11 protein-coding genes and 1 pseudogene are annotated in these 14,550 nt (G+C 72.5%); 5 read left to right on the top strand and 7 right to left on the bottom strand.

Annotated elements, in window-relative coordinates:
- Positions 1-58 precede the first annotated feature (58 nt).
- Positions 59-2,066 (top strand): annotated as a pseudogene (locus tag LN251_RS33940) (protein kinase domain-containing protein).
- On the opposite strand, the gene LN251_RS33935 reads toward LN251_RS33940, so the two are convergent.
- Together LN251_RS33935 and LN251_RS33930 are read right to left on the bottom strand one after the other, a co-directional pair.
- Positions 2,012-2,791 carry a hypothetical protein gene (locus LN251_RS33935; RefSeq protein WP_458248227.1) on the bottom strand — a complete coding sequence of 260 codons (780 nt, stop codon included), beginning with the start codon at positions 2,789-2,791 and terminating at the stop codon, positions 2,012-2,014. The pseudogene LN251_RS33940 and the gene LN251_RS33935 sit on opposite strands and share 55 nt — an antisense overlap.
- A gap of 124 nt (positions 2,792-2,915) precedes the next feature.
- Positions 2,916-4,025, bottom strand: a complete 1,110-nt coding sequence (locus LN251_RS33930; RefSeq protein ID WP_079078538.1) for a LacI family DNA-binding transcriptional regulator — start codon at positions 4,023-4,025, stop codon at positions 2,916-2,918.
- A gap of 188 nt (positions 4,026-4,213) precedes the next feature.
- Here LN251_RS33930 and LN251_RS33925 point away from each other — a divergent pair, with 188 nt between their 5' ends.
- A complete protein-coding gene (locus LN251_RS33925; protein WP_458247974.1) occupies positions 4,214-5,161 on the top strand; it encodes an ROK family protein in 948 nt (315 codons plus the stop codon).
- 67 nt (positions 5,162-5,228) lie between these two features.
- Here LN251_RS33925 and LN251_RS33920 read toward each other — a convergent pair whose 3' ends face one another.
- Positions 5,229-7,274 carry an NPCBM/NEW2 domain-containing protein gene (locus tag LN251_RS33920; RefSeq protein ID WP_458247973.1) on the bottom strand — a complete coding sequence of 682 codons (2,046 nt, stop codon included), beginning with the start codon at positions 7,272-7,274 and terminating at the stop codon, positions 5,229-5,231.
- Positions 7,275-7,489: 215 nt separating this feature from the next.
- On the opposite strand from LN251_RS33920, the gene LN251_RS33915 reads away from it, so the two are divergent.
- Together LN251_RS33915 and LN251_RS33910 are read left to right on the top strand one after the other, a co-directional pair.
- A complete protein-coding gene (locus tag LN251_RS33915) occupies positions 7,490-7,693 on the top strand; it encodes a hypothetical protein (RefSeq protein ID WP_458247972.1) in 204 nt (67 codons plus the stop codon).
- 135 nt (positions 7,694-7,828) lie between these two features.
- Positions 7,829-8,872, top strand: a complete 1,044-nt coding sequence (locus LN251_RS33910) for an NUDIX hydrolase (RefSeq protein WP_458247971.1) — start codon at positions 7,829-7,831, stop codon at positions 8,870-8,872.
- 90 nt (positions 8,873-8,962) lie between these two features.
- Here the strand turns inward: LN251_RS33910 and LN251_RS33905 are convergent, their stop codons facing one another.
- Positions 8,963-9,367 carry a MerR family transcriptional regulator gene (locus tag LN251_RS33905; protein ID WP_458247970.1) on the bottom strand — a complete coding sequence of 135 codons (405 nt, stop codon included), beginning with the start codon at positions 9,365-9,367 and terminating at the stop codon, positions 8,963-8,965.
- Positions 9,368-9,801: 434 nt separating this feature from the next.
- Here LN251_RS33905 and LN251_RS33900 point away from each other — a divergent pair, with 434 nt between their 5' ends.
- Positions 9,802-11,292, top strand: a complete 1,491-nt coding sequence (locus LN251_RS33900) for a SulP family inorganic anion transporter (RefSeq protein WP_458248226.1) — start codon at positions 9,802-9,804, stop codon at positions 11,290-11,292.
- Positions 11,293-11,331: 39 nt separating this feature from the next.
- On the opposite strand, the gene LN251_RS33895 is transcribed toward LN251_RS33900, so the two are convergent.
- The 3 genes from LN251_RS33895 to LN251_RS33885 form a co-directional block, all read right to left on the bottom strand.
- Complete coding sequence (locus tag LN251_RS33895; protein WP_458247969.1) at positions 11,332-12,411, bottom strand: protein kinase family protein; 1,080 nt, start codon at positions 12,409-12,411, stop codon at positions 11,332-11,334.
- A gap of 11 nt (positions 12,412-12,422) precedes the next feature.
- Positions 12,423-13,127, bottom strand: a complete 705-nt coding sequence (locus LN251_RS33890; RefSeq protein WP_458247968.1) for an MBL fold metallo-hydrolase — start codon at positions 13,125-13,127, stop codon at positions 12,423-12,425.
- Between the two features lie 62 nt (positions 13,128-13,189).
- Positions 13,190-14,545 (bottom strand): M20/M25/M40 family metallo-hydrolase, encoded by a 1,356-nt coding sequence (locus LN251_RS33885; RefSeq protein ID WP_458247967.1) that lies wholly within the window; start codon positions 14,543-14,545, stop codon positions 13,190-13,192.
- Positions 14,546-14,550: the final 5 nt, after the last annotated feature.

Below are 14,550 nucleotides of genomic sequence, written 5' to 3'. Positions count from 1 at the left end.
ACCCGCGCCCCGTAGTCTGTACGCCACGCAGTGACGGGTCACAGGAACGGGGCGTGCGGTGTCTTCGGGGGAGACCTCAGGCGGGAACAACCGGGCCGACGGGACGGGCCGCCTGCTGGCGGGGCGCTACCGCGTCCTCGCGCAGCTCGGCCGGGGCGGCATGGGCGTCGTCTGGAGAGCCGTCGACGAGGTGCTCGGCCGCGAGGTCGCCGTCAAGGAACTGCGCACCTACACCGACGCCGACGGCCCCGAACTCGCCGATCTGCGGGTGCGGATGCAGCGCGAGGCCCGCGCGGCCGCCCGGGTCCGGCATCCCGGTGTCGTCGCCGTGCACGACGTCGCCGAGGTCGACGGCCGTCCGCTGATCGTCATGGAACTCGTCGACGGGCCCTCCCTGGAGCAGGTGCTGCGCGAGCGCGGCTTTCTCGACCCGGTCGAGGCCGCCCGCATCGGCGCCCAGGTGATGGACGCGCTCGCGGCGGCCCACCGGGCCGGCGTCCTGCACCGGGACGTCAAGCCCGGCAACATCCTCCTCGAACGCTCCGGACGCGTCGTCCTGACCGACTTCGGCATCGCGGCCATGGACGACCCGGGCGACGGCGCAGCCACCCATCTGACCCGCAGCGGTGCCCTCGTCGGCTCCCTGGACTACCTGGCGCCCGAGCGGGCCCAGGGCGCCGACGCGAGCGCCGCCTCCGACGTCTGGGCCCTGGGCGCCACGCTGTACGCGGCCGTCGAGGGCTCCTCGCCGTTCCGCCGCACCTCGACGTTCTCCACGCTCACCGCGATCGTCACCGAACCGCTCCCCGAGCCCGAGCGCGCCGGCCCGCTCACCGGCGGACGCGGGCGGCACGGACACACCGACGACGACCCTGCGCGGCGAGGCGCCCGCGACACGGACGAAACCCGGCGGTCCGTCGCTGCCCACGGCATTCGTCATGCCGGGCGCGGCGGCCGCGGGCCCGGCGGCTCCCGATCCGGACGCACCGCACGGGCGGCCGGCTCCGGTATCGGATACGGAGGCACCTGGGCCGGAATCCGCGGCACCTGAGCCGGAATCGGCGGCACCTGGATCGGATACGGCCGCGGCTGGGCCGGTATCCGCCGCACCTGGGCCGGGATCGGCGGCGCATGGGCCGGAATCGGCGGCACCTGGATCGGATACGGCCGCGGCTGGGCCGGTATCCGCCGCACCTGGGCCGGAATCCGCGGCACCCGCCTCGGCTTCGGCGGCGCCTGGTCCTGCCTCGGCGGCCCCTGCGCCCGTGCGGCACACCGCTCCCGTGACGCCCGGCTTCGGTCCGCCGGTGCCGTACGCACCGGTGCCCGACCCGGCGTCGGCCCCCACCGGCCCCATCGCGTCCCCCGGCGCCCCGCGTCGCAAGGGGCGTGTGCTGCTCGCCGCCGCGGCCGTCACCGTGGTCATGGCGGCGGCCGGCGGCACCGTCGCCCTGGTGCACTCCGGAGGCGAGAAGGCGCACGCGGGTGCCTCCGCGCCCGGCAAGGACGCCGCGGCCTCCGTCTCCGCCTCCGGCCACCCCGACGCCGACCGTTCGTCCGGCGCCAAGTCCACGGAACAGGGCGCCAAGAAGTCCCCCGGGCCGACGCCGACCGGCGGCGGTCGGGAGGGCGGGGCCTCGCCCACCGGCCGTGCCTCGGCCGCCGCCATCGCGAGCGCCTCTGGCGGCGGCACCACGGGAGGCGGTGCCCCGGGCGCCACCTCCGGCGGCGGGACGAAAGGCGGCGGCGGCACGACCGGTGGAGGGACCGTGACCACCCCCGCCCCGGCCTGCACCCCCACCGGCGGCGGCAAGTACGACTGCACCGTCTGGCGCACCGCCAAGTCCTACACCGCCTCCGGCGCCGAAGCCGGCGTGCTGAACGCGGGCGTCAACTATTTCTACTGCCAGCAGAATCTGGGACGGCGCGAGACGTACGGGCAGTGGACCAACGTCTGGTGGGCGAAGACGGACGACGACAGCGGCAACAGGAACGTGTACGTCAGCGACGTCTACATCAAGGGCGGGGGCAACGACGAGCCCGTGCCCGGGCTCCCGGTCTGCTGATCCTCGACGAACCGCTCCAGACCGGACGTCGTCACCAGCTTCTCCTCGGCGAACACCCGGGCGCCCCGCTCACGCAGCCACGCGTCGGCACGGGCCCGCGCGCAGAACTCCTCGGGCGTCACCCCGAACAACTCCCTCAACCGGGGCGAGCCGACGAGGAGTTCGGTGAGCAGCCGCCGCTGGCCGGGGTGCCGGCGCGGGGTGTCCGTGCCGTTGCGCAGCACCCCCCGCCGATTGACGTACACGTGGACGCCCGGCAGCCGGGTCCCGTCCTCCAGCTCGATCCGCACCTCGGGTGCGGGCAGCCAGGCGCGCCGGTAGTTGCCGTGCGGCAGCGGTACGCCCTCGCTGGCGTCGATCACCGCGAGCTGCTCGGCGTCGAACCAGGTCACGAACAACTCGCGTACGGCGTCCGGCGCTTGGAACGGTGACGCGGACACATACCCCGGACGGCTCACGTGCGCGGAGACGCCCACGTCGATGCCGGTGACCCGGACGCGGACCATGGGGACGGGCGCGGTGATCCCCGACTCGGCCATCTTGCGGTGCAGTTGTCCGGGGCAGGCGTTGGAGCCGACGGCCAGTACGGGAACGCGGTCCTCGTGGACGAGCCGGTCCAGCGGCAGCAGCCGGTCCCCGTAGAGCAGCCCGGACTCGGCGGGCCAGGTGCCCGGATAGAGCAACGGCTCCTCACGGGGCACACAGTCCAGCCCGAGCGCCGCCAACGACCGCTCCGACCGGTCCGGTCCGTGTGGGCCCCGCCGCGCCCGCCGCCCCTCGCGCAGCCGCTCCCGCGGTGTCCGGTCCGCCGGACCCCGCTCCTTCCGGGCCGCCTCGTCCACGGGCCGCTCAGTCCGCCGGCGGCAGCTCGCCCGAGCCGCGGGTGATCAGGCGGGTGGGCAGTTCGATGCGCTCCGGCGCGATCAGTTCGCCGTCCAGCTGGCGGAAGAGGCGCTCGGCGGCGGTCCGGCCGAGCGCCGCCGCGTCCTGCGCCACCACCGTCACTCCCGGCTGGAGCAGATCCGCGAGCTCGATGTCGTCGAAGCCGACGAAGGCCACCCGGCGGCTCTGCTCGGCGAGGACGCGGACCACGGTGACGGTCACACGGTTGTTGCCCGCGAAGATCGCGGTGACGGGGGCGGGGCCGGTCAGCATGTCCTCGGCGGCCCGGCGCACCCGCTCCGGGTCCGTGACGCCGAGGGACATCCAGGAGTCCTCGACCGGTATGCCGGCGTCCTCCATGGCCGCCCGGTAGCCGCGCAGACGCTCGGCGGCGGTGTGGATGCGGGGCATGTCGCCGATGAAGCCGATCCTGCGGTGGCCGTGGGCGATCAGGTGGGCGACCCCGCTGCGGGCACCCCCGAAGTTGTCCGACAGGACGACGTCCGCGTCGATCCTGCCCGCGGGACGGTCCACGAACACCGTGGCCACGCCGGCCTTGACTTCGGGTTCCAGATAGCGGTGGTCGTCACCGGCCGGGATGATCACGAGTCCGTCCACGCGCCGGGCGCACAGGGCCAGCGCCAGCTCCTGCTCGCGGTCCGGGTCCTCCGCGCTGGAGCCGTTGATCAGCAGGGCGCCGTGCGCGCGGGCCACCTCCTCGACCGCGCGACTGAGGGGGCCGTAGAACGGGTCGGCCAGGTCCTCGAGGACCAGGCCGATGCTGGCGGTGCGGCCCTTGCGCAGGACACGGGCGCTGTCGTTGCGACGGAAGCCCAGCGCGTCGATGGCCTCCTGGACGCGGCGCTCGGTCTCCGGGGTGACCCCCGGCTCGCCGTTGACCACGCGGGAGACGGTCTTCAGCCCGACCCCGGCCCGCGCGGCCACGTCCTTCATGGTCGGACGGTTGCCGTAGCGGGTGCCGGAAAATCGGTCGGTGCGGCGGGCGGTCTCGGGCACGATGCGCTGTCCTGTCCTGTCTCGTCGACGGGTCTTGTCCACGGGGATGCGTCGGACCATGAGTTTGTATGAGGATGTGGCGTCGAGCATAGAGCCTGGACAACGTTGTCATATGCGCGAGAGACTGTCCACCGAATTCTCCGGCCTGCGCCCCCACCGCGAGACCGGCCCGCTCATCTCCGTGGTCGACGGGGTAAGTTCCCCTGGTCCACGGGGATCCGATGGTTTGACGGGGAGATCCGACTCTGATGCACACCGACCTCGTGGCCGCGCTCGACATCGGCGGCACCAAGATCGCCGGGGCGCTGGTGGACGGCCACGGCCAGATCCTGGTCCGCGCGCAGCGCGCGACGCCCGCGCAGGAGAACGGCGACATCGTGATGGGCGCCGTGGAGGAGGTCGTCGGTGAACTGACCGCCTCGCCCCTGTGGGGACGCGCCACGGCCTTCGGCATCGGCAGCGCCGGCCCGGTGGACGCCTCCGCGGGCACGGTCAGCCCCGTCAACGTGCCGGGCTGGCGCGACTACCCGCTCGTGCGCAGAGTGCGGGAGGCGGCCGGCGGGCTGCCCGTCGAGCTGATCGGCGACGGCGTGGCCATCACGGCCGCCGAGCACTGGCAGGGCGCCGCCCGCGGCCACGACAACGCGCTGTGCATGGTGGTCTCCACCGGCGTCGGCGGCGGCCTGGTCCTGAACGGCCAGCTGCATCCGGGACCGACCGGGAACGCCGGTCACATCGGCCACATCAGCGTGGATCTCGACGGGGACTCGTGCCCCTGCGGTTCGCGCGGCTGCGTGGAGCGCATCGCCAGTGGCCCCAACATCGCCCGCCGGGCGATCGGGAACGGATGGCGGCCGGGCCCCGACGGCGACGCCTCCGCCGCGGCGGTGGCCGCCGCCGCGCGGGCCGGTGACCCGGTCGCCGTGGCGTCCTTCGAGCGGGCGGCACAGGCGCTGGCCGCCGGGATCGCGGCCACGGCGACGCTCGTCGAGATCGACATCGCGGTGATCGGCGGGGGAGTGGGCAAGGCCGGCGACGTCCTGTTCACGCCCCTGCGCAAGGCGCTGGGCGACTACGCCACCCTGTCCTTCGTGCAGCGCTTGGAGATCACGCCCGCCCAGATGGGCACGGACGCCGGGCTGGTGGGAGCGGCCGCGGCCGCGCTCGCCAAGCGGGCGGACGCGGCCGCGGTCTGAGGGCCCGCTCCCGGGGCATCGGCGGCAGGAACGTTTCAGGCCGGCCGCCGATGCCCCTTCTCCGGGGTCAGCAGCTCAGTTTCGCCTCCGCCCAGTCCGCGTGGTCCGAGTCGATGCCGTCTCCGCCGTCGGTGACGACGAGCCGGACCACCTGGGCCCCGGTCACGTCCGCGGTGAGGGGCTGGGCGGGCATCGCGTTGGTCAGGACGCCGGTCGAGGCGACCTTCGTGCCGTCGGCCCAGATCTCGAAGGCGACGGTGCCGTTGGCCCCCTTCTCGTCGTCGACCCCGACGTCCGCGCTGACGGTCTCGCAGGCCTTGCCGGTGTAGAACTCGACCGTGCTGTCCGCGTGGACGCCGAGGCCCTTGGCGTACACCACCCCGCCGATGGTGATCGGATGTCCGTCACCGGCGGCGCTCTCCCCGTTGCTGGTGTTGCGCTCGACCGGCCCGTAGCCGTTGGTGGCCGACAGCCACGGCAGGTCGCCGAGCCCGGAGGTTCCGGAGGGCGGCGGTACGACCACGGACACGGTCAGCGGCAGGACCTCTTCGGCGCGCTGACCGGCCGGCGAGCGGTAACTCGCCCTGACCGTCAGGTCGTACGATCCCGTCGGCGTCCCCTGCGGAGCGGTGACCGACCACCTGGTGCTCAGGGAGCGGCCGGTGGGCAGCACGGCGGTGGTCCTGCGGGAGGTCGCCCGGAGTGCCCACCCGTCGGGCCCGGTCAGCGAGACGGAGACCCGTGCAGCCGGCGTGCGGCCCCAGTCGGTGACGACGGAGGTGAGCGTGGCGGCCTTGCCCGCCTCCAGCAACGGGCTGCCGTCGACGCCCAGTTCGACGGCGGGCGGGTGCGTGGCCCAGGCGCGGTCGGCCGAGACGCGCAGCAGCACCGTGCCGTGCGCCGGGACGGTCGCCGAGATCGTGCCGGCGGTGTTGTAGCTGCTGTGCCGCCACAGGTCGCGCAGGGTGTAGGCGCGGGCGTCGGGCAGGCCGACGGCCTCGGCGGTGGTGGAGATGTGCTGGGCGGTGCCGTTCTCGTTGAAGAGGGCCACCGCGCGGCTGCCGTCCTTCATCTCCTTGGCCACGACCCAGCGGCCGCCCGTCGAGGAGAGGACCGTGCCCTGCTTGCCCAGCGGGTCCTGGTCGACGGCGATGACCTCCTTGTTGTCGAGGATGTCGAACGTCGCCGGGGTGGCCTTGCGCAGGTCGGAACCGATGAGCAGCGGGGCGGCCATGATTGACCACAGGGAGAAGTGGCTGCGGTATTCGGTGTCCGTCATGCCGCCGTTGCCCACCTCCAGCATGTCGGGGTCGTTCCAGTGCCCGGGACCGGCGTACGGCGCGAGCGGCAGGTTCTGCTTCAGAATGCCGAGCATCGAGCCCCAGTTGTCACTGATGTCGCCCGTGGTGCGCCACAGATGGCCCACGTCGGCGGCCCATTCCCAGGGCTTGTTCTCGCCCCATTCGCAGATGCTGTAGACGATCGGCCGTCCGGTCGCCTTGAGGGCGTCGCGCATGGTGGTGTAGCGCGACTTGGCGTCCACACCTTGGTTGTTGCAGTTGTCGTACTTGAGGTAGTCCACGCCCCAGTCGGCGAACTGCCGTGCGTCGCTGTACTCGTGGCCGAGCGCGCCCGGAAAGCCGGCGCCGTCGCACGTCTTGGTGCCGGCGCTGGTGTAGATGCCGAGCTTGAGGCCCTTGGAGTGCACATAGTCCGCGACGGCCTTGATCCCGTCGGGGAACCGGGCCGGATCGGGGACGAGCCTGCCGTCGGCGTCACGGTTCGGCAGGGCCCAGCAGTCGTCGAGGTTGACGTACCGGTAGCCCGCGTCCTTGAGGCCCTTCTCGACGAACAGGTCCGCGATCCCCTTGACCATGGACTCGTTGAACTCGGCACGGCAGTGCGTGGAGTTCCAGTTGTTGAATCCCATCGGCGGGGTCAGGGCGAGACCGTCGGCGAGGGAGGGCGTGGTGGAGCCGGCGGCGGGCGCCGGGGCGGGTGCGGCGATCGCGGCCGGTGCGGCGAGTCCGGCGGTGCACAGGAGTCCTGCGGTGAGCGCTCCGACGATTCTCCGGCGGGATGTGCGGGTGTGGCGGGTGTGCGGGTGACGCATCGTTACGTTCCTCCGAACACACAAAGGTGGGATGACGTCATGTCCCCGTCATCGGTGCGCGTTTACGGTAGGACGTGTCGGAGCGTGTTGGAAGAGGATCGGTAGTGTGGGATTGCGTCATTGGTTCAGTCCAAGGCTCAGTGATCATCGGAGGTCCCGGCGAAGCCGACCATCGGATGCGTGACCCCGGGCCGGGTCCGGCAGTTGATCGGGGCATGAAGAAGCGCAGCATGATGGCCATCGCCTCCCTCGCCGCCGGGTTCGTCGTCGCGGCGATCAGCCCCACGCACACCGGGGACCATCACGTCCTCGGCGACCGTCCGGTGCTCGGCGACCTCAGCGTCGACGACACCGTCGGCACGGTCGCCGACACCGTCGGCGAGGGCAGCCTCTCCGACGCGGGCAAGACCCTCCAGTAGGGCCCTGACGGCACGGCGCCGGCGCACCCGCCCAGGGAGCACCGGCGCCCCTCCATGTGCGCCCTCAACTGGGGCTGGTTTCCGTGGCAGGGTGGAGCGGGCAAGCCTCAGGGGGCCAACGGAAGAGGGGGACCTGTGACCGTCGTCTGGATCAACGGCGCGTTCGGTGCGGGGAAGACGACCACCGCACGGGAACTGATCGACATGATCCCGAACAGCACGCTCTTCGACCCCGAGGTCGTCGGCGGAGCGCTGACACACCTGCTTCCGGCCAAGCACCTCGCCGAGGTCGGCGACTACCAGGACCTGCCGATCTGGCGGCGCCTGGTGATCGACACGGCGGCCGCCCTGCTCGCCGAGCTCGGCGGGACACTCGTGGTCCCCATGACCCTGCTGCGCCAGGAGTACCGCGATGAGATCTTCGGCGGCCTCGCCGCCCGCCGCATCGCGGTCCGGCATGTGCTCCTCGCCCCGGCCGAAACGATCCTGCGCGAGCGCATAGCCGGCCGGGAGGTCCCACCCGACCTCCCCGACGGCGAGATACGGATACGGCAGTGGTCGTACGACCACATCGAGCCGTACCGCAGTGCCCTGGCCGGCTGGCTCACCGCCGACGCCCACCCCGTCGACACCAGCGCTCTCACCCCCTACGAGGCCGCGGCCCGTATCGCGGAGGCCGTGGGCAGGGGGGAGGTGCCGGTGTGCGACATCGTGCAGACGCCCGAGCCCACCGCCGAGACGCTCGCCGCTGGCGTCCTCCTTTTCGACGAACAGGACCGCGTCCTGCTCGTCGACCCCACCTACAAGGCCGGCTGGGAGTTCCCCGGCGGCGTCGTGGAACCCGGTGAGGCGCCCGCCCGCGCCGGCATGCGCGAGGTCGCCGAGGAGACCGGCATCCACCTGGACGACGTACCGCCGCTGCTGGTCGTGGACTGGGAGGCGCCCGCACCGCCCGGCTTCGGCGGGCTGCGGCTGCTGTTCGACGGCGGCCGGCTCGACTCCGCCGAGGCGGAGCGGATGCTGCTGCCGGGGCCCGAGCTGCGCGACTGGCGCTTCGTCAGCGAGCAGGAGGCCGCCGACCTGCTGCCGCCGGTCCGCTACGAGCGACTGCGCTGGGCCCTTCGGGCGCGCGAGCGGGGGGCGGCCCACTACCTGGAGGCCGGTGTTCCGCTCGGCTGATCCGGAAGCCGGACTCCGGGCTGCATGCCCGGTCGTTCAGTGGATCGAGCAGAGGCCGTGCTGGCCGGATACGTGTCGCACAGCCCGAGATCACTTCGTCGGCGGGTGCGTGAGGCGCGCGCGGAGCGTGGCCGCGAACTCCTCTGCTCGGGCCAGCTGGGTGCGCAGGTCGGCCACCCGCTGTTGCGCGGCCTGTTCGAAGCCGCGTACCCGCTCGAGGAGATCGTCGCGTTCCTCGGGCGACAGCCGGGCGCCGGAGTCGAGGCGGTCGGTGGCCGCCAGCAGGGCGCGCATCTCGTCCAGGGTGAAGCCGAGCGGCTTCATGCGGCGGATGACCATCAGCCGGGCGACGTCGGCCTCGGTGTAGAGGCGGAAGCCGCCCTGCGAGCGGGCCGAGGGGACGACGAGGCCGCTCTCCTCGTAGTGCCGGATCGTGCGCAGGGACAGCTCGGTGCGCGCGGCGACCTCGCCGATCTGCATGTGTGTGCCGTCCACGCCCCTGATCCGATCCCTCCGCGCTCGCGGGCGCGTCCGCTCCCGCCCGACGATCTCTACCCTAACGTTAGGGTAGAGTCGTCGACGGTGAGGGTGGCCCGCGTGCCGCTCCCGCTCGGTGTGCGGCGCGTGTTCCCGTGCCCGACCGTTGCCGGGGCCGATGCCGCCCCTGGCGAAGACTTCCGACCCCCGCAGGAGAGACGCGTGCGCGAGTTCGTGCTGCCGAGCGCTGCCGCCTGTCCGCCGTGATCCTCCGCCGCTGACGAGAGCCCGTATGCGCGCACCGATCGCGCTCGGCTTTGTCTATCGAGACCTCCGGCCCGTAGCGGCCGATCACGGGATGCCGGTCGGCTTCCGTGTCCTCCGCGCGCCCTGCCCTGTCCTCGGGGTGTGCCCGAGTACGACAGGTAACTGCTTCCTTGTCCTCTTCCGCACTGTCTCCCGCCGCGCGGCTGCGCGGGCTGAAGCCGGACTGGCTGCGCGATCCGAAGGTCTGGCGCACCGAGGTCCTGGCCGGCCTGGTCGTCGCGCTCGCCCTCATCCCCGAGGCGATCTCCTTCTCCGTCATCGCCGGGGTCGACCCGGCGATCGGCCTGTTCGCGTCGTTCACCATGGCCGTGACCATCGCGATCGTCGGCGGCCGCCGCGCGATGATCTCCGCGGCCACCGGCGCGGTGGCCCTGGTCATCGCGCCGTTGAACCGCGAGCACGGCTTCGGCTATCTCGTCGCCGCGGTGATCCTGGCCGGCGTCTTCCAGATCGTCCTCGGCGCGCTCGGAGTGGCCAGGCTGATGCGGTTCGTGCCCCGCTCGGTGATGGTCGGTTTCGTCAACTCCCTGGCCATCCTCATCTTCATGGCGCAGGTGCCGGAGATGACCGACGTGCCCTGGCCGGTCTATCCGCTGATCGCCGCCGGGCTGGCCCTGATGGTGTTCTTCCCGAAGGTCACGACCGTGATCCCGGCTCCGCTGGTGTCCATCGTCGTCCTCACCTGCGTCACGGTCGCGGCCGGCATCGCCGTGCCGACCGTGGGCGACAAGGGCGACCTGCCTTCCTCGCTTCCCGTTCCCGGACTGCCGGACGTCCCCTTCACGGTGGACACGCTGACGACGATCGCGCCCTACGCGCTCGCCATGGCGCTGGTCGGCCTGATGGAGTCGCTGATGACCGCCAAGCTGGTCGACGACATCACCGACACCCACTCCTCCAAGACCCGCGAATCGATCGGCCAGGGCATCGCCAACATCGTCACCGGATTCTTCGGCGGGATGGGCGGCTGCGCCATGATCGGCCAGACGATGATCAACGTACGGGTGTCCGGCGCCCGCACCCGCCTGTCCACCTTCCTGGCGGGCTCGTTCCTGATGGTGCTGTGCGTCGTCTTCGGCCCGGTCGTCTCCGACATCCCCATGGCAGCGCTGGTCGCGGTGATGGTCATGGTGTCCTTCGCGACCTTCGACTGGCACTCCGTCGCCCCGAGGACCCTCAGGCGGCTGCCCGCGGGCGAGATCACCGTCATGGTGATCACGGTGGCGTGCGTGGTCGCCACCCACAACCTCGCCGTCGGTGTCGTCGTCGGCTCGGTCACCGCGATGGTCGTCTTCGCCAAGCGCGTCGCCCACCTCGCGGAGGTCACCGCCGTCACCGACCCCGACCGCGCCACCGTCGTCTACCGGGTCACGGGCGAGCTGTTCTTCGCTTCCTCCAACGACCTCGTCGGCCGGTTCGACTACGCCGCCGACCCCGACAAGGTCGTCATCGACCTCTCCGCCGCCCATGTCTGGGACGCCTCCTCCGTCGCCGCCCTGGACGCCATCGAGACCAAGTACGCCCAGCGCGGCAAGGCCGTCGAGATCATCGGCCTGAACGAACCCAGCGCCCGTATCCACAAGACGCTCAGCGGCGAACTCACCGGCAGCCACTGACCGGCGCGCATGGGCGAGGGAACTCCTCGCATCCACACGTCAGCCACCGCGTCGGGCGCGCTCGTCCGGGGAGAGCGCCGAGCTGTCGTGGGCGAGCCGGAGTTCCTCGTGCGGGTAGGGCGTTCGCCGGCCTTCCTGGCGCAGGCGGCCCAGGAAGCCGTTGAGGACGGCGGTGAGCGGGGCGTCCCGGGAGATGATCGCGGCCGCGGCCTTCGGCGCGCCGTCGGCGCGGGCACCGACCGCGCAGGCCCGCACGAAGGCCTCCCGCTCCAGCCTGTCGTAGCCGTACAGGGCGGTGACGAGCCAGTTCACCAGGTGGGCGCGGCCGTAGAAGAGGTCGTAGTCGCGGTGCCGGTCGAAGAAGGCGTGCTCCGGCCGGGAGAGGTGGAAGCGGGGGCCGAACGCCAGTCCGAAGTCGGTGAGGAAGAAGTCGGTGCCGTCGGTGAGGACGTTGCGGAAGTGGACGTCGCAGTGGAGGAGTCGGCGGCGGCGCAGGAAGCCGGTCAGCGCGCCGAGCCAGTCGTCCACCCGGGTGCAGACCCGATCCGAGTCCTCGGTGCGTACCTGGGTGTCGAGCCAGTCGTGCAGGGTGTGCGGGACGTACTCCAGGAACAGCGCCAGGCTCGCGGAGGCCGTCCGCAGGGCCTCCAGACGCTCACGCACCTGCGGGGCACCGCCCCAGTAGGCCACCGTGCCGTCCACGTCGGCCAGTTCCGCGGGCAGCGGCCGGACCTCGTCCGGCAGCACGCGCCAGTGGTGCAGCAGCGGAAAGCCGGGGAAGGCGTCGGACAGCACCCAGTTCGTCGTCATCGTGTGCGCGGCCAGCTCGCGCCAGGCGCCGAAGCCCGGGCTGTGTCCGGTGCCGTAGTGGCACGCGGCCGGCAGGTCGAAGACGTTCGCCGTGGAACCGGCGTTGTGCGGCAGCGACTCGATGTCCGTGAGCGGCACCCGCTTGACGAACACGGGGGTGCCCGCCACCTCGACCAGCGCACAGCGCCCGCCGATACCGGCGCCCGCCGGCCTTGCTGCCGCCAGCAGCTCGCCCAGCTCGCCGTCCCCCAACAGGGCCAGCTCGGTGGCGACTTCGGTGTGGCGGGCGATGCGGGTGACGGAGCACATGACCTCCATGGTCAGGGTCGGACCGGGTGTCTGTCCGCCGTTCGGCGAAGGACCGCGCCGGCGTCGCCGACGACCGGATCGCCGTGCCCGAAGCACGCCACGTCGCAGTCCAGCGAGGCCAGCCGGTGCAACGAGGCGAGCAGTTGGGGCCGGTCCAGGTTGAACACCCCCGGTATCACAGCGCCGTCGACCGGTGACGCCGCCACGGTGTCCCCCGTGAACAGCACCCGATGGCGCGGCAGATGGACGGCGATGCTGCCGTGCGTGTGGCCGGGCGTGTGCAGCACGCGGGCACCATCGCCGAAGCCGAGGACGTCACCGTCGGCGACCTCGGTGAGCCACGAGGGACGGACGAAGGGGGCCGCGGGCAGGTGCCGGGCGGCTTCCGCGTGGATCGGCCGCTCCCAGTCCTCGAACACCGGCGGCGAGCCGGGGACTTCACCCCGGATCGCGGGGGCGTCCAGGTAATGGGCCAGCACCTCGGCGCCGGTCAGCGCGGCCAGTTCGCCCGCGCCGCCCACATGGTCCTCGTGGAAATGGGTGAGCACGATACGGCGGATCGTGCCCAGCGGCTCGGCGACGGCCGCGACGGCGGCCCCCGAGCCACCCGGACCCGCGTCGAGAAGCGTCAACTCCTCGCCGTCGCACCAGAGATAGGCCTGCCCCACCGGGAAACGCAGAAGACGCAGCCCCGGCACCAGCTCCACGACGTCCATGCGGACGACCGTAGAAGGGCCCCCGCCCGAAGGCGAGGGCCCTCTGCCGACGGCAGAGCGGGTCAGCTCGCGCCGTAGTTGCGCAGGAACAGGGCCTCGGCCACCGACAGCCGCTCCAGCTCCTCGGGCGACACGCTCTCGTTGACCGCGTGGATCTGCGCCTCCGGCTCGCTCAGACCGATCAGCAGGATCTCCGCCTCCGGGTAGAGCGTGGCGAGCGTGTTGCACAGCGGGATGGAGCCGCCCTGGCCGGCGTACTGCATCTCCTGGCCCGGGTAGGCGACCGCCATCGCCTCCGCCATCGCCGTGTACGCCGGGCTCGCGGTGTCCGCGCTGAACGGCTGGCCCTGACCGATCTGCTCGACGGCCACCCGGGCGCCCCACGGGGTGTGCGCCTCCAGGTGGGCCTGCAGCAGCTTGGTCGCCTCGACCGCGTCCACGCCCGGCGGCACCCGCAGGCTGACCAGCGCGCGGGCGCTCGCCTGCACGGACGGGGTGGCGCCGACGACCGGCGGGCAGTCGATGCCGAGGACGGTCACGGCCGGCCGCGCCCAGACGCGGTCGGCGACCGTGCCCGAGCCGATCAGCCGTACGCCGTCCAGCACCTTGGCGTCCTTGCGGAACTGCTCCTCGTCGTACTGCAGGCCCTCCCAGGGGCCCTCCACGGTCAGCCCGTCGACCGTGGTCGAGCCGTCCTCCGCGCGCAGCGAGTCCAGTACGCGGATCAGCGCGGCCAGCGCGTCCGGGGCGGCGCCGCCGAACTGGCCGGAGTGCAGGTTGCCTTCGAGGGTGTCGATGCGGACACGGAGCATCGTCATGCCGCGCAGGGTGGCGGTGACCGTCGGCAGACCGACGCGGAAGTTGCCCGTGTCGCCGATCACGATGGTGTCGGCGGCCAGCAGGTCGGGGTGCTCCTCGGCGTACCGCTCCAGACCGCCCGTGCCCTGCTCCTCCGAGCCCTCGGCGATGACCTTCACATGGACCGGGACGCCGCCGTTGGCCTTCAGGGCGCGCAGCGCCAGCAGGTGCATGATCAGGCCGCCCTTGCAGTCGGCGGCCCCGCGCCCGTACCAGCGGCCGTCGCGCTCGGTCAGCTCGAAGGGCGGGGTGGCCCAGCCGGCCTCGTCCAGCGGGGGCTGCACGTCGTAGTGGGCGTAGAGCAGCACCGTCTTGGCGCCCTCGGGTCCGGGCAGGTGGCCGTAGACGGACTGGGTGCCGTCCGGGGTGTCGAGCACGGCCACGTCCTGGAAGCCCTCGGCGGTCAGCGCGTCGGCGACCCAGCGCGCGGCCCCCTCGCTCTCGCTCCTGGGGAACTGGCTGAAGTCCGCCACCGACTTGAACGCCACCAGTTCGGCGAGCTCGTCCCGCGCTCTCGGCATGAGCGAGGCGACGGTCTCGGCGACCGGATTCGACGACATGGGCA

Source organism: Streptomyces sp. MAI_2237 (assembly GCF_054189285.1).
The sequence above is the reverse complement of the archived record's forward strand: the minus strand, read 5'-3'. Positions and strand labels throughout refer to the sequence as shown.